This window comes from Prolixibacteraceae bacterium (genome assembly GCA_019856515.1).
Taxonomy (GTDB): domain Bacteria; phylum Bacteroidota; class Bacteroidia; order Bacteroidales; family Prolixibacteraceae; genus Halosquirtibacter; species Halosquirtibacter xylanolyticus.
Map to the genome: position 1 here is coordinate 2,828,711 of CP082230.1, position 16,578 is coordinate 2,845,288.

Consider the following 16,578-nt stretch of genomic DNA (forward strand, 5'->3'; position numbering starts at 1 on the left):
TACGAAAAATTTAGATATATTTGCGTTCAACGTAAAGAATATAGAAAGAAAACAATTAGATAATACAAAATTAAATCCAGATCCAATGCAGAACAAAGGAGCAATAAAGCTTTTTACAATTCTTGTGGCTTTAGTTTGTCTGTACCAGCTGAGCTTTACGTTCAGAGCTAAGCAGGTCGAGAATGACGCGAGAGACTATGCGAATGGGGATGTAACGAAAGAGAGATTCTATCTAGATTCGATCTCGGGACAGCCAGTATATAACTTAGGGTTCAAGAACTTCACTTACAAAGAGGTAAAAGAGCAAGAGATTAATCTTGGTCTTGACTTGAAAGGTGGAATGAATGTTACACTTGAGGTATCGGTACCTGAAATCGTAAAATCTTTATCTAACAATAGCAGCAACAAAGATTTCATTGCTGCCATGGATAAAGCCGTTGCAGATCAGAAAGATAGCCAAGACGACTTCGTTACACTTTTCGGAAGAGCTTTTAACGAAGTAGCGCCAGGGAAAAAATTGGCCCCTATCTTTAGCACAATGGAATTGCGTGATAAAGTGAAGTTTAATGACACCAATGAACAAGTTATTAAAGTTATTGATGAAGAGACAGATAATGCTATCTCTAACTCATTCAACATTCTACGTTCACGTATCGACCGTTTTGGTGTAGCACAGCCAAATATCCAACAACTACAAACTAAAGGTCGTATTCTTGTAGAGCTACCAGGTATCAAAGATCCTGAACGTGTTCGTAAACTTCTTCAAGGTACTGCTAAATTGGAGTTCTGGGAAACTTATGCTAATGCAGAAGTAGCACCTATCTTAGGTCAATTGAACCAACGTTTGTATGAGTACAACGAGGCGAATGCACCAAAAGAGGAAAAGGAAGCGAAAGCAGAAGAGAAGAAAGAGACAAAAGAGGGTGATCTTGTAGAAGCATTGAAAAATGACTCTACACAGACGGATATGGAAGACATGGCAAAACGTGCTCCACTTTTCCGTATTCTAAACCCAATGATTTCACAAACAGGACAGGCATATCCTGGTCCAATTGTAGGTATGGCTCACGTAAGAGACACTGCACAGATCAATAAGATCTTGGCAATGCCATCGATAAAGAGCATGATCCCAACAACGATGAGATTGGCTTGGGGAGCACAACCAACTGAAAAAGGTGGTAGTATTTACCAAATGTATGCATTGAAAGTGACTAACCGTGATGGTAGTGCAGCACTTTCAGGAGATGTTGTGATAGATGCTCGTCAAGAGTTTGGACAGAACAAAGCAACGAGTGAAGTATCCATGGCCATGAATGCAGAAGGTGCAAAAGCGTGGTCACGTCTAACTCGTGAAAATATAAACAATTCGATTGCAATTGTACTTGATGGATATGTACAGAGTGCACCAAACGTACAAAATGCAATTGAAGGTGGTCGTTCACAAATTACTGGAAACTTCTCTATTGAAGAGGCGAAGGATTTGGCGAACATGTTGAAATCAGGTAAACTTCCAGCTCCAGCGCATATTGTTCAAGAGGAGATGGTAGGTCCAACACTAGGTCAAGAGTCTATTCAAGCAGGTTTTTACTCGTTTGTGATTGCATTTATCTTGATCTTGGTTTACATGATCTTCTTCTATAGTACAGGAGCAGGGGTTGTTGCGGATATCGCATTGATCACAAACTTGTTCTTCGTAGTTGGAATTCTAGCTTGTTTCAAAGCAGTATTGACACTTCCTGGTATTGCCGGTATCGTACTTACGATTGGTATGTCAGTGGATGCCAACGTGCTTATCTATGAGCGCATACAAGAAGAGCTACGTAGTGGTAAAGGATTACGTTTGGCAGTAACAGATGGTTATAAGAGTGCATTGTCTGCGATTATCGATGGACAGATTACAACATTGCTAACTGGTATTGTATTATTCTATTTTGGATCAGGACCAATTAAAGGTTTTGCAACCACATTGATTATTGGTATTATCACTTCAATGTGGTGTGGTATCTTTATCACTCGCTTGATCATTGAGCGTCGCCTTGACAAAGGAAAGAATATTACTTTCGTAACGTCAATGACTGCAACGTGGTTAACAAATGTCAACATCAAGTTTATTGAGAAGAGAAAAGTAGCTTACATGGTGTCTGGAGTACTTATTCTAGCATCTATCGTTTCTCTAATGACAAAAGGTTTGAACTATAGTATTGACTTCCAAGGGGGACGTACTTATGTTGTTCGTTTTGATCAGCCAGTTAAAGTAGAAGGTGTTGCTAAATCTCTTGCAAAAGAGTTTGACGGTGCTCCTGAAGTAAAAACTTTCGGTGATGATAACCAAGTTCGTATTACTACAGACTACCGTATTGATGAAGATGGTATCACTGTTGATGAGCAGATCGAATCAAAACTATACGAAGGTTGTAAAGGATTCTTCGCAAAAGCTCCAACAAAAGATCACTTCTTAAAAGTGGATCGTGTTAGTTCACAAAAAGTTGGACCAACGATTTCTGATGATATCAAGAAAGATGCATTGATCTCTATCTTCTTCTCATTAATCATTATCTTCTTATATATCCTAATCCGATTCAGCGAGTGGCAATATGGACTAGGTGCAGTAGCTGCATTGGCCCATGACTCATTGATCGTACTTGGATTCTTCTCTATCTTTGATGGACTTCTACCATTCTCATTAGATATCGACCAAGCATTTATTGCTGCGATTCTAACAGTAGTAGGTTACTCTATTAATGATACAGTGGTTGTATTTGACCGTTTGCGTGAGTACATTGGACTACATCCAAAGAGAAATCGTGAAGAGATTATCGATTCAGCATTGAGTAGTACATTGCGTCGTACATTCAGTACTTCACTATCTACATTTGTTGTATTGCTAGCGATCTTCCTATTCGGAGGTACATCAATCAAAGGATTCACATTGGCACTATTAATTGGTGTGGTTGTGGGTACTTATTCTTCGATTTTCATTGCGACACCAGTTGCATATGATACTCGTAAAAAAGCGATGAGCTCAAAAAAATAAATCTGTAGGTAATTAACCAAAGCAGATCTTATTTAAGATGATAAAACAGTCCCGATTGTGAAAACAATCGGGATTTTTTGTTTCTTTGTTATCATCTAATAGGAAGATATAGCACATATGACTACAATATTATTTATCAGTGGCACAGAGCTTGCGGTAGTATTTTTAATCGCATTGCTATTTTTTGGGGCAGACAGCATTCCTGGATTAGCACGATCGGCAGGAAAAGCAATGAGAGAGTTCAAGAAGGCAACGAACGATATAAAGAAAGAGTTTGATGAGCATACTGGAGATATCCAGGATGAGGTAAAACGAACTCGCAATGTACTTGAAGAGGGAGGACGAGATATTGAGAAGGAAGTACGAAAAAGTGAATCTGAAATTAATGATCATTTAAATACCAAATGATAGACAATCCTTATCTTCAATTGATCATCGGAATGGTGATTTTGATTCTCAGCGGCGACTATTTAGTTAAAGGTGGCGTTGAGTTGGCAAGAAAGTTTCGTATTTCAACCTTAGTGGTTGGATCTACGGTAGTAGCTATGGGGACCTCTGCTCCAGAGTTGATCGTAAGTTTGAAATCTGCAATGATGGGCCACACAGAGATGGCTATCGGTAATGTTGTGGGGTCAAACATCTCAAATATAGCACTGGTTCTTGGTGCAACAGCTATAATCATAGCTATACCTGTCAAGCTAGACACATTAAAAGTTGGATGGCCTACGCTTTTAGCTGCGACGGTAGTCTTTTTACTGTTAGGTAGAGACATGGAGATTTCGACCCTTGATGGAGCAATACTTACCGCAGGAATGTTTGGGTTTATTATCCTTTCAATTGTCTCATCACGTAAAAGTAAAGAGGCTACAGAGTTCATTGAGGCCAAATATCCAGTATGGAAATCTATATTAATTATCGTTCTTTCATGTTTAGGTTTGGCTTATGGTTCAAACCATCTGATTGAAGGAGCCAGTACGATTGCCAAAGGAATGGGGATCTCCGAAAGAGTTATTTCGGTAACGATCATAGCCATTGGAACGAGTCTTCCTGAGCTAACGGCATCTATCATGGCAGCCCTAAAAGGCGAGACAGATATTAGTGTCGGAAATATTATTGGATCGAATATATTCAATCTTCTCGGTGTGGTAGGTATCACATCAATGATCAAACCAATTCATGTTGCATTGAATAAGTTTCACTATGACTTCATGTGGATGTTAGGAATTACCATTTTATTGGTGGTGTTCATATATCCAGTAAGCCAAAACAGACGCTATCTGAAAGAGGGGAAATATATGATGGCTGCGACGAACCTTAAAGGAGGTATTCTTCGCCGCTGGGAAGGAATTATCCTAATTACAGCCTATGCTACTTATGTATTCTCTATCCTATAAACTTGATTAACTATGATTCTAAAAGCAACAAACATTCATAAGTCTTATGATGAACTACATGTTCTCAAAGGGGTTTCATTAGAAGTCGCGCAAGGAGAAGTTATTTCAATCGTTGGGGCAAGTGGTGCAGGAAAAACGACGCTATTACAAGTTTTAGGAACATTGACCGAATCGGATAGCGGAGAGATATGGATGAATGGACAAGATATTTCTAAACTAAGCGAGAAGAAATTATCTCAATTTAGGAACAAAAATATTGGCTTTGTTTTTCAGTTCCATCATCTTCTTCCTGAATTTACTGCATTAGAGAATATATGTATACCTGGATGGATCGCCAACAGAGATGCCAAAGAGGTAGAAGCTCATGCTTTAGAGTTGCTTGAACTACTATCACTAAAAGATAGGATTCATCACAAGCCGAACGAGTTATCTGGAGGAGAGAGACAGCGTGTTGCCGTGGCACGTGCACTTATCAATAACCCTAGTATCATTCTAGCTGATGAACCTTCGGGTAGCCTTGATACAAATAACAAAGAGGAGTTGTATGAATTGATCTATAAACTTAGAGAGAAATACAACCAAACATTTGTTATTGTCACCCATGATAAGACATTTGCCCAATATACGGATCGCATGTTGACCATAAAAGATGGAATAATGGAGTAAAGGAGAGCAGATGGATAAAGAGACACTAAAAGATCTATTAGATCATAAATATCATCAATTTAATGCTCCGGAGTTTATTGAGACAGACCCCATTCAGATTCCTCATATGTTCTCTAAAAAAGAGGATATTGAGATTAGTGGGTTTATCGCTGCAACTTTAGCTTGGGGGCAACGTATTTCGATTATTCGAAATAGTAAAAAGATCATGGAGCAGATGGATTATGCACCATATGATTTTATTCTGAATCATAGCCCCAAAGAGTTAGATCGATTTAGAGACATTAAACATCGTACTTTCCAATTTGAAGACACATGCTTCTTTATGGCATCACTTCAATCTATCTACCGTGATCACAATGGCATGGAGGCACTGTTTAAGGATGGCCTGCAAGAGACCAATGATATTAAAGGTGCCATAGGCAAATTTAGAGAGGCATTTCTCCGAGGACAGCAACATAGAAGTCAGAAGCATGTTGCGAATCCATATAAAGGATCTGCAGCAAAGAGAATCAATATGTTCCTACGGTGGATGGTTCGTGAAGATGGCTTCGGTGTGGATTTTGGACTTTGGGATTTACCTAGCTCATCACTATGTATTCCATTGGATGTCCATGTTGGGAATGTAAGCCGGAAACTAGGATTGTTGGATAGAAAAGCCAACGATTGGAAGGCTGTTAGTGAGCTTACAAACAACCTTAAGAAATTAGATGCAGAAGATCCTGTAAAATATGATTATGCCCTATTCGGATTAGGGGTATTTGAGAAGTTTTAGAATAAAGAATGGGAAGAAACAACTATTTTAGATTTAAACAATTCACTATTGTTCATGAGAAATCAGGAATGAAAGTGGGGACAGATGGAGTTCTAATTGGAGCTTGGTCTGATCACCCGGCTCCACAACGTGTTTTAGATATTGGTTCAGGCTCAGGTCTAACCCCACTAATGTTAGCGCAAAGATATCCCGTTGAGATTACCGGAGTTGAAATAGATCCGATTGCAGCAGCAGAGGCAGAGAGCAATATCGCACAATCCCCATGGAAAGAGCGTATCTCTATTGTACACACTTCTATTCAGGAGTACAAGAGCTCTCATTCATTTGATTTAATTGTATCCAACCCCCCTTTTTTCCAGAATGGACCAACATCTCCCGATCCATTACGAAAGAGGGCAAGACATACTGACTCACTTTCGTTTGAGGACCTTATGAAATCCGTAGCAACCCTTCTTTCTGAGAATGGTTTTTTCTGTGTTATCCTACCAGCTAATCAGATTGATTACATCATTAATATTGGGCTGCACAATAAACTATACCTAAACAAGGTTTGTTATGTAAGACCGAAACAAGATAGTGCCCCCAAACGTGTAATGCTTCGATTCTGTCTTCATGAGAAAACGCGTATCATAGAGGAGAGTCTCTTTATTGAAAAAGATCGCCACCTTTATAGTGATGACTATATCTCATTAACAGAAGAATTCTATCTTAAAATGTAATCTTATCACCATGAACAGATACGCAAAAATATTTATTTTCACACTGCTATTTTTTTGCTTTGGGCAGAAAAGCCAAGCGTCTACTGATCGAACGTTCTATTTAATCACCTGTGAACCGGGAGATGAAATATATACACTATTTGGGCATTCGGCACTACGCTATGAAGACAAGCAGAACAATCTAGACATCGTATTTAACTACGGGCTTTTTAATTTTAATACGCCTAACTTCTTATGGAAATTTGTCTCTGGTGAAACGGATTATCTATTAGGGTATAGCCGTTTTGAACGTTTTGTTGATGCATACCGAAGAGATAAGAGGGCAGTGTATCAAGATACGCTACATCTTACTTCCCAAGAGAAAGATATTCTTTTTGAAAACCTAAGAGTTAATCTAAAAAAAGAGAATAGAGTATATAGATATAATTATCTACGAAACAATTGCTCTACAAAATTAGAGGAACAGACATCTACAGCTCTATCTAACAGCATTGAATGGAAGCATAATGGGGAGTCTCCATTTACCTTCAGAGAGCTTTTAGATCAATACATGACATACTATTCTTGGGATGCCCTGGGAATCTATTTGGCACTTGGTGCAAAATGTGACCAAACAGCTACATGGAAAGAGACTCAGTTTCTTCCAGAATATCTACAGAGTGCATTTACACATGCTCACGGCCCGAATGGACAAAAACTTACACAAGGAGAGACATATACCGCTCTAAAGAAAGATATTAACCAGACCAGCAACAAGACAAATCCAACATATATCTTTGTTATACTACTGGTGGTTGCCATGATATTATACGCAGTTAGAGATCGATTTTACCCTATGGTATCCATCTTTTTAAAAGCATTTTGGCTGGTTAATGCAATCGCAGGTATGATTCTATGTTTCTTGTGCTTTGTATCGGTGCATCCACTAACAGGGTACAATCTTAACATATTGGTATTGACCCCAGTGACCTTGGTATTAGTTTTTCTAAAGAGCAGAGGTTCGAAATATGTATGCTTCAAAGATGGTATATTAAAATTATACATCCTTGGACTCATCATCTTTGGTGCTACAACACTTATTTTTGGAGTTCAGAAGGTGCATATTATTGTATACATATTAGCCTCCACTTATGCTGTACTAGCCTATACAGAGTACAGATTGAATACAGCCTCGTGTCGTATTACAAAATAATTTAAGAATCTCTTTACCATCGGGTAACGCAAAACCATCATCTAATCTATATTTTTGTCTAAATTAACGATAGACTATGATCATTGACTCTCATTCACATATTTATTCGAGTGAATTCAAAAACGAATATTCTGATATTATCCAACGAGCTAAAACGGCTGGTGTAGAGAAGATAATTCTGCCTAATATTGATAGCTCATCAATTAACGCCATGCTACGTCTCAGCGACGAATATCCAGAAATCTGTGTACCTCTGATAGGGATACACCCAACATCGGTAAATGAAGATTACGACAAAGAGTTGGAAATTATTGAATATTGGCTAAATAAGAGAAAATTCCATGGTATTGGTGAAATTGGTTTAGATTACTATTGGGACCAAACATTCAAGGATGAACAGATCATTGTGTTGGAAAATCAACTCAATTGGTGCTTAAAATATGATCTTCCAGCTGTACTTCATATTCGAGATGCTTTCGATGACATCTTTGATGTGGTAACACCATTCTGTAAGAAAGGATTAAAAGGGGTGTTCCACTCTTTCACAGGAACAATTGAAGAAGCACACCAAGCGATGGAACTAGGTTTCTATATTGGGGTTAATGGTCTTGTCACCTTTAAAAATGCAGGTATAGATAAACTGGTGGCACAGATACCCCTAGAAAAACTAGTAGTTGAGACCGATGCACCATACCTAGCACCAGTCCCATTTAGAGGGAAACGTAACGAATCGTCGTATGTTAGCTATGTAATAGATAAAGTAAGTGATTTAAAACAGGTTCCTAATGCTGATGTTTGCGAAATAACTACTGCAAACTGCAAAAAGTTATTCAATTTAGGAAAATAGTTCTGTACCTTTGGGTGGCTGTAAAAAGATAAACCGTGATGAATACAATGGAGAATAGCGCAAACGTCCTAATTATATATACAGGGGGAACTATCGGAATGAAAGAGAGCAGTGAAACAGGTGCACTTGTTCCGATGAAATTTGAACAATTAACTGACGAAATCCCTGAGATTAAAAAAATGGGAATTAACATCGACAGTTATGCATTCAACCCACCTATAGACTCTTCCAACATGGATCCAATCTTATGGGGAAGACTAGCAAAGCTTATTAAGAAAAAGTATATGCTCTATGATGGTTTTGTCATTCTTCATGGAACGGACACCATGTCTTATACTGCATCTTCATTAAGCTTTATGCTGGAAAATTTAGGTAAACCAGTTATTCTTACAGGATCACAACTACCCATTGGTGTGTTAAGAACGGATGGTAAAGAGAACCTAATTACTGCTATCGAAATCGCTGCAGCACAGAAAGACGGAGCTCCAATAGTACAGGAAGTCTGCGTTTATTTTAGCTCAAGACTTTTTAGAGGAAATAGAACGACAAAAGAAGATTCGGAGCAATTTAGTGCTTTTGCTTCACATAATTTCCCAAGACTTGCCAAAGCAGGTACAGATATTGTATTCAATGAAGACCTTTTGCATCGTTCAAAAAATAAAGGGATTTTTAACATCAACACAAAATTATGTGATGACATCGTGGTAATTACACTGTTTCCTGGCATTCAAGAAAAGGTTTTTAAGCAGATATTAGCGATTCCAGATTTAAAAGGGGTCGTTCTACAAACATATGGATCTGGTAATATCCCAACTCATCCATGGCTAATAAACTCAGTTAAAGAGGCTTCAGATAACGGAGTTATATTTCTCAATGTAACCCAATGTTCGGGAGGAAGAGTTATGATGGGCCAATATGAGACCAGTTGTGAACTGAGAAAAGCAGGGGTTGTAAGTGGTCATGACATCACAATTGAAGCGGCTGTAACTAAACTTATGTTTCTTCTAGGACAGGAGCTTAGCATAAAAGAAAAAAAAATGCATCTGGATCAAAATATGAGGGGTGAAATATGTATTTGAAAAGTTTGACTTTCATATTTTTTTTGTAATTTGCGTCCCTGAAAAATGAGCTACTTCGAGTAGTCCATGATTCATGGAAGATATTTTACCGTAAAAAGTTACAGTTAGATTCTTCCGAAAAATCTAATAAGATTGAACATTTATCGAGTTCAAAAAGAAAATAATACAGAAATTGTTAATTAAAATTCAAAACCAGTTATGAAAAAGCTATTTGCATTATTCGCAGTTTTCGCAATGCTTAGTTTTGGAGCAGCTAATGTAGCTGTATCTCAAGATCAAACAGAAGCAGCACAAACAGAAGTGGCTCAAGAAGAAAGTACGTCTGTTGAAAATGTTGCAGACACAAGTGTAGACCAAATGGAAGATGCTGCAAAAGAAGCTGAAGCAAATCTATCATTGCACAGCCAATTGAAGCAAAAGTTTATCCAAGGGGGTCCAGGATTTATGGCGACAGTATTGATCTGTCTTATTTTAGGTCTTGCTCTTGCAATTGAAAGAATTCTATATCTTAATCTTGCAACAACGAACACTAAGAAACTTCTTTCAAAAGTTGAAGAGGCTATCGCTAATGGTGGTGTTGAAAAAGCAAAAGAAGTTTGTCGTGAGACTAAAGGTCCTGTAGCTGCAATCTTCTATCAAGGACTAGATCGTTATGATGAAGGTCTTGACGTTGTTGAGAAATCAGTTGTTTCATACGGTGGTGTTCAAACTGGTCTTTTAGAAAAAGGTCTTTCTTGGATCGCTCTATTTATCGCTCTTGCACCGATGCTTGGTTTCATGGGAACTGTAATTGGTATGATTTCTGCATTTGATGCAATTGAGATCGCTGGAGATATCTCTCCTACATTGGTAGCAGGTGGTATTAAGGTAGCACTTATTACAACGGTATCTGGTCTTGTTGTTGCAATTATCCTACAGATTCTTTACAACTATTGTGTTGCAAAAATCGATAGTCTAGTAAATGATATGGAAGATGCTTCTATCTCATTCATGGACATCCTAGTTAAATACAACTTGAAGAAGTAATTTATAATATCTAAAAAATTACCCATGAGTAAAAAAGTTACAACATTTCTAAAAGTTTTGCTTTGGGTCTTAATGGTTACTTCATGTATAATAATGTATTTATTAATAAGTAATCTTTCAGATCCAATTACTGCAGAGGGAGATAAATATATCACTCTTGGTTTGAATTGGTCATATACTTTGTTAGCCTTCGTTTCTTGTTCAACAATACTATTCTCAATACGTAGTCTTTTCCTTAGTGGAAAGGATGCTATTTTAAAGAGTGTTGGTGGATTGGTTGCTATGATTGCAGTTGTTGCTATTGCTTGGGCAATGGGATCAGATGCATTACCGGTTTTCCACGGATCAGACAAGCTTGTTGCTAGCGGAGAATTAACTGCATCAATATCACATGGAACAGATATGCTATTGAATACAACTTATATCCTTATGGGATTGGCAGCTGTAGCTATAGTTATTGTACCTCCAGTATTGAAGTTGGTGAGAAGAAACTAATAATTGATTCATATTAACGAGGTGGTACTCGATATCACCTCGTGATAAAATATTTAATTATGCCTAAGAAATTACCAGAATATAATGCATCATCTTTGGCCGATATTGCCTTCATGTTGCTTATCTTCTTCTTGGTTACTACTACCATGGATGTGGATAGTGGTCTAAGGCGTAAGTTGCCTCCTATGCCTCCAAAGGATATGCAAATTGATCCCAATAATAAGATTAAGGATCGAAATATCTTTGAGGTTTTGGTAAATAGTAAGGATCAATTACTAGTTGAAGGCGAACTTATGCGTGTGGAAGATTTGTATGAAGCTACGCAAGAATTCATGCTAAATGATGCTAATGCATCACACTTGCCAGAGAAGAAAATGATGGATGTTCCTTTCTTTGGTGAAACATTGGTTACCAAAGGTGTGATTTCACTACGAAATGACATTGGTACAACTTATGGTACTTATATTGCTGTTCAGAACGAACTTGTTCGTGCGATCAACGATCTAAGAGATGATATTTCTAAGAGAAAGTGGAATAAAAAATACGAGGATCTTAATACTGATCAACAGAAAGCGATTCGTAAATTGATGCCACAAAAGATCTCTGAAGCTGAACCTAAAAAAGTTGGAGGAAATTAATAATGGGAAAATTTAGAAAAGACGGGAAGAAAGAAACCCCACCTATTTCTACATCAGCACTTCCTGATATTGTATTTATGCTTCTGTTCTTTTTCATGGTAACAACCAGTATGAGGGAAACAGACCTTAAAGTAAAGGTTCGTGTACCTCAAGCTACAGAGCTTGCAAAATTAGAGAAAAAGTCGTTGGTAAGTTATATCAATGTGGGGGAACCACTACCTCAGTTCCAAAAGTCATTCGGTACAGAGCCACGTATTCAGTTGAATGATACTTTCGCAACTACATCAGAGATTGCGGAATATATCACATCAGAGCGTGCGCAACGTGACGAAGCAGAGGTACCATATATGATTACATCTCTTAAAGTAGATGAAAACACTAAAATGGGAATCGTTACTGATATCAAGCAGGCTCTTCGTAGAGTATCTGCATTGAACATTAACTACTCTGCAAGAAAGAAAGTACAACGATAAACGTACAAATGTGGCATTATGCCGATATTATATAAGGGTTGCTTTCGCAACCCTTTTTTTGTGTTCATTATGAGAGAAAAACTTTTACCATTTCTTAAGGGCAATATCTTAGAAGCAGGTTGTGATGAAGCAGGAAGAGGATGTCTTGCTGGTCCTGTTTTTGCTGCAAGTGTAATTCTTCCACACGACTTTGAACATCCAGATATAAATGATTCGAAACAACTCTCTGAGAAGAAGAGAGTGCAATTAAGACCCTTTATTGAGGAGCATGCAATAGCATTTGCAGTAGGTGTTGTCGATGAAAAAGAGATTGATCAAATCAATATATTAAATGCATCCTTTCTTGCAATGCATCGTGCTATTGATGCTTTAGACAAGATACCTGAACACTTAATAATCGATGGAAATAGATTTAAAACCTATAAAGACATTCCACATACAACCATAGTAAAAGGGGATGCAAAGTATAAGTCGATTGCTGCTGCATCTATCTTGGCCAAAACTTACAGAGATGAATTTATGGAGAAAATAGCCACAGAGTTTCCTCAATATGGATGGGATAAGAACAAAGGATACCCCACAAAACCACACAAACAAGCAATCAAAGATCATGGTGTAACGAAATATCATCGGTTGACATTCAACCTTGGATTGGAAATGCCAACACTATTTTAAATAGAATTAAATCATGTGTTAAGCAATCAAACTATTGTATCTTTACACCTATTGACTAAAAATGTTTATTCACTATTTTATTTCTTTATATAAACAAAGTATGAAAAGAACACTAATAACACTGTTTTTAGCAGTAACCGTTTCATTCAATCTACTTGCAGATGAAGGGATGTGGTTACCATCATTGATCCACAAACTTAACATTAAGGATATGCAAGCAGATGGTCTTCAGCTTACCGCTGAAGATATCTATTCGATCAATAAGTCAAGTCTAAAGGATGCCATTGTTGCTTTAGATCATGGAAGTTGTACGGGAGAGTTAATCTCCAACGAAGGGCTTCTTCTGACTAACCACCACTGTGGATTTGGTGAGATCCAAGCACACTCTTCTGTGGAGCACGATTATCTTAAAGATGGATTTTGGGCATTAAAAAAAGAGGACGAACTACCAAACCCGAGTAAGAGTGTTTCATTTCTTGTTCGTATCGAAGATGTAACCTCAAAAGTATTAGAAGGGGTAAATGAGAAGATGACCGAATCTGAAAGACAAAAGGCGATATCAAAGGTTGGAAATGATCTTATCACTGCGGCGATCAAAGATACTCACTACGAAGCAAAAGTGAAGAATATGTTCGATGGGAATAAATATCTTCTTTTTGTTTATGAGACTTTCCGTGATGTTAGATTGGTAGGAGCACCACCAGAGTCAATTGGTAAATTTGGAGGTGATACAGACAACTGGATGTGGCCAAGACACACTGGAGACTTTTCTATGTTCCGTATTTATTGTGCGCCAGATGGAACTCCTGCAGACTACTCTAAAGAGAACGTACCTTTGAAGCCGAGACATTTCTTACCGATCTCTTTAAAAGGAGTAGAAAAAGATGATTACGCCATGGTGATGGGATACCCAGGATCAACAGATCGTTTTAAGACTTCATGGGGAGTAGAGAACACCATGGAGGTTACAAACTCAATTCGTGTTAAGGTAAGAACTGAAAAGCTGCGTATTCTTAAAGATTACATGAACACGAGTCAAAAAGCGAAGATTCAATATGCATCAAAATATGCACGTTCTTCAAACTACTGGAAGAATAGTATTGGACAAAATAAAGGTCTTAAGAAACTTCATGTAGTTGAAGACAAGCAAGAGATTGAGAATGCATTTGCAAAATGGGTTGCAGCCTCTTCTGAAAGAAAAGCAGAATATGGCAATGCACTTTCGTTAATTGCAAATAGCTATAAAAATAACAGTGCTCAAATCGCACAGAGCTATTTCATTGAAGGTCTTATTCGTGGTCCTGAAGTATTGGGCTATGCTTATGGTTTTACTCGCTTAGAAGATGCTTTAGCTAAAGACGATAAGGAAAAGATTAAGAAGAATGTTGCACGTATTCAGAAATCTATTGATGATTATTTCAAAGATTATGATGCTGCAACAGATGCAAAGCTACTTGCTTCTTTAGGTTATATCGTGAAAGAAAATGTAGATGCAAAATACTTACCTGAAGAGTTAGACGTAAAATCTAAAAAGGATCTAGAGAAGAGAGTAAACAAGTACTTCAAAAAATCTATGTTTGGAAATAAGGCAAAGCTAGAGGCATTCCTTGAAAATCCATCTCAGAAACAACTAGAAAAAGATCCCCTATATACTTTATCTAGAGATGTTATTTCACAGTATCGTGAATTAGCAAAACAACAAAAGGAGAGCGTAGATGAGAGAACCAAAGGGCGTAGGCTTTTTGTTAAGGGGTTACTTGAGATGAATCCAGACAAGAAATATTATCCAAATGCGAACTCGACAATGCGTGTTACCTATGGAACAGTAAAAGGGTATGATCCTGCTGATGGAGTTCACTACGAATACTTCACAACACTGAAAGGATATATTGAAAAATATGACCCTAAAAACCCAGAGTTCCAAACACCTCAACGTCTGATTGATCTTTACAACGCAAAAGATTTTGGACAGTATGCAGACAAAGATGGAACAGTACACACTTGTTTCATCTCTGACAATGATATTACTGGTGGTAATTCAGGAAGTCCTGTTATCAACGGTAAAGGAGAGCTAATTGGAGCTGCTTTTGATGGTAACTGGGAGGCAATGAGTGGTGATATTGCATTTGAGCATAAACTACAACGTTGTATCTGTGTTGACATCCGTTTTGTACTATGGGTTGTTGACAAATATGCAGGAGCTACAAACCTAATTAATGAGATGACATTAGTTAAGTAATAACGACTTCATTAAAGATAATGTAAAAGGGCTATTCTAAACAATAGCCCTTTTCTTATGTCTAAACTTTTTTACTGAATAATATCTCATGATTTAATTCTTATTATAGACTGTTTTTTCATCCTAACACAACTGAATCAATCCAATAATAATCCTTTTAAACCCACTTTTAAGCTCGTTTAAGCCAATTAAAGTCAAAAGCAGTACATTTTATTGTAAGGCATTAAAAAAGGGTACGCAAATAATGCGAACCCTTCCTTCAAATAGTTGACCTTAACGACTATCGTAATTTCAAATCTCTAGGTCTTTTCTTATTAAACCTTAAACCTGCTCTTTTAGTAAAACAGTCTAAGTATCTTGCTCCACAACCGAAAATATCACCGAACTCCATAATCAAGGAGATCTCATGTGCTCCAGCTGACGTGGCATTTAACTCTGAGATGGGTATATCATAACTATATCCAATCTTGAATATTCCAAAAATCATTGCTGCAGATAGGATTACAGCTGATTGGTCCACCACCTTATCAATTCGATTATTAAATATTGGAACACCTCTCCACCAAGCCCCCACTTCAAAATTACGATTAAACCAGTAGCCTCCAAGATCTAATTGATTGAAATCATTTTGATATGTATATCTATAAGATACACAAAAACTCCTTGGAAGGGTCTGTCTTTGCGTTGGTTGTCTCCAAATATTCATTCCACCAAAAACAGAGAAATACAAAGGAACTTCATTTTTTTGACCTACAAATGAATAAGATGGAGTAGTTAAATGGAAAAGATTAAATCCTCCCCAAAACTTCCTATTATAGAAGAATGAACTGAACTTAAAATCAAGATATGAAGCTTGTCCACTTTCAAAATAACTTATACCAGTACCACCACCACTATTAATATCATTACCTGTAACAGCTTTAGTTCCATCGACACTCTTTTGTTCAAAACCAAACTCTAGACCTGGTATCCATGTCCATGTGTCAGATATCTGCAATCGATAGGTATACTGTAGTCCAAAATGGGTAGTAGAGAGAGAAGTGGTTCCTGCAATATCTCTCCATATAATAGCTCCAAAACCACTTTTCAGAGTATTCACATAAATATCCCCTGCTGCGGAAAATGTATTATATGAGTTTGGAATACCTGGCCATTGATTCCGGTAATTAGCTACGACTCTCATACCTCCCGTTGATCCTGCCAATGAAGGGGACATGAAAGTTGGAGCAGAAAAGAATTGTGAAAATTGTGGCTCTTGTGCTTTAACGGCAAGCATGCTTGCCGTTAAAGTTATACACAAGAACGCGCGTTTTAAATAGTTTTTCATAT

At 37.5% G+C, this 16,578-nt stretch carries 16 protein-coding genes; 15 read left to right on the forward strand and 1 reads right to left on the reverse strand.

The features are described from left to right. The first annotated feature begins 85 nt into the window (after positions 1 to 85). The 15 genes from secDF to K5X82_10280 all read left to right on the forward strand — a co-directional run bounded on the left by secDF (position 86) and on the right by K5X82_10280 (position 15,249). On the forward strand, positions 86 to 3,034 hold the full coding sequence (secDF, locus tag K5X82_10210) for a protein translocase subunit SecDF (GenBank protein QZT35692.1): 2,949 nt from the start codon (positions 86 to 88) through the stop codon (positions 3,032 to 3,034). Positions 3,035 to 3,151: 117 nt separating this feature from the next. Further along, positions 3,152 to 3,442 (forward strand): twin-arginine translocase TatA/TatE family subunit, encoded by a 291-nt coding sequence (locus K5X82_10215; GenBank protein QZT35693.1) that lies wholly within the window; start codon positions 3,152 to 3,154, stop codon positions 3,440 to 3,442. Further along, complete coding sequence (locus K5X82_10220) at positions 3,439 to 4,428, forward strand: calcium/sodium antiporter (GenBank protein ID QZT35694.1); 990 nt, start codon at positions 3,439 to 3,441, stop codon at positions 4,426 to 4,428. Before K5X82_10215 ends, K5X82_10220 begins: the two co-directional genes overlap by 4 nt. Positions 4,429 to 4,443: 15 nt before the next feature. Continuing rightward, entirely contained in the window at positions 4,444 to 5,094 is a 651-nt protein-coding gene (locus tag K5X82_10225; protein QZT39116.1) for an ABC transporter ATP-binding protein, read from the forward strand. 10 nt (positions 5,095 to 5,104) lie between these two features. Beyond that, the gene (locus K5X82_10230) at positions 5,105 to 5,866 is read left to right on the forward strand and encodes a TIGR02757 family protein (protein ID QZT35695.1); all 762 of its coding nucleotides are present in this window, start codon (positions 5,105 to 5,107) and stop codon (positions 5,864 to 5,866) included. A gap of 8 nt (positions 5,867 to 5,874) precedes the next feature. Beyond that, entirely contained in the window at positions 5,875 to 6,585 is a 711-nt protein-coding gene (locus tag K5X82_10235) for a tRNA1(Val) (adenine(37)-N6)-methyltransferase (GenBank protein ID QZT35696.1), read from the forward strand. A gap of 10 nt (positions 6,586 to 6,595) precedes the next feature. Continuing rightward, entirely contained in the window at positions 6,596 to 7,777 is a 1,182-nt protein-coding gene (locus K5X82_10240; GenBank protein ID QZT35697.1) for a DUF4105 domain-containing protein, read from the forward strand. A gap of 76 nt (positions 7,778 to 7,853) precedes the next feature. Next, positions 7,854 to 8,624, forward strand: a complete 771-nt coding sequence (locus tag K5X82_10245; protein ID QZT35698.1) for a TatD family hydrolase — start codon at positions 7,854 to 7,856, stop codon at positions 8,622 to 8,624. A gap of 47 nt (positions 8,625 to 8,671) precedes the next feature. Further along, positions 8,672 to 9,703, forward strand: a complete 1,032-nt coding sequence (locus K5X82_10250; protein QZT39117.1) for a type I asparaginase — start codon at positions 8,672 to 8,674, stop codon at positions 9,701 to 9,703. Between the two features lie 198 nt (positions 9,704 to 9,901). Beyond that, positions 9,902 to 10,729, forward strand: a complete 828-nt coding sequence (locus tag K5X82_10255; GenBank protein QZT35699.1) for a MotA/TolQ/ExbB proton channel family protein — start codon at positions 9,902 to 9,904, stop codon at positions 10,727 to 10,729. Between the two features lie 24 nt (positions 10,730 to 10,753). Beyond that, positions 10,754 to 11,224 carry a hypothetical protein gene (locus tag K5X82_10260; GenBank protein ID QZT35700.1) on the forward strand — a complete coding sequence of 157 codons (471 nt, stop codon included), beginning with the start codon at positions 10,754 to 10,756 and terminating at the stop codon, positions 11,222 to 11,224. A gap of 59 nt (positions 11,225 to 11,283) precedes the next feature. Next, positions 11,284 to 11,862 carry a biopolymer transporter ExbD gene (locus K5X82_10265; GenBank protein ID QZT35701.1) on the forward strand — a complete coding sequence of 193 codons (579 nt, stop codon included), beginning with the start codon at positions 11,284 to 11,286 and terminating at the stop codon, positions 11,860 to 11,862. Between the two features lie 2 nt (positions 11,863 to 11,864). Continuing rightward, on the forward strand, positions 11,865 to 12,335 hold the full coding sequence (locus K5X82_10270) for a biopolymer transporter ExbD (protein QZT35702.1): 471 nt from the start codon (positions 11,865 to 11,867) through the stop codon (positions 12,333 to 12,335). A 69-nt stretch (positions 12,336 to 12,404) separates the two neighbouring features. Then, positions 12,405 to 13,010, forward strand: a complete 606-nt coding sequence (locus K5X82_10275) for a ribonuclease HII (GenBank protein ID QZT35703.1) — start codon at positions 12,405 to 12,407, stop codon at positions 13,008 to 13,010. Positions 13,011 to 13,110: 100 nt separating this feature from the next. Then, positions 13,111 to 15,249, forward strand: coding sequence for a S46 family peptidase (locus tag K5X82_10280; protein QZT35704.1), 2,139 nt, complete (start codon positions 13,111 to 13,113; stop codon positions 15,247 to 15,249). 280 nt (positions 15,250 to 15,529) lie between these two features. Here the strand turns inward: K5X82_10280 and K5X82_10285 are convergent, their stop codons facing one another. Next, entirely contained in the window at positions 15,530 to 16,576 is a 1,047-nt protein-coding gene (locus K5X82_10285) for a PorP/SprF family type IX secretion system membrane protein (GenBank protein QZT35705.1), read from the reverse strand. Between the last annotated feature and the right edge of the window lie 2 nt (positions 16,577 to 16,578).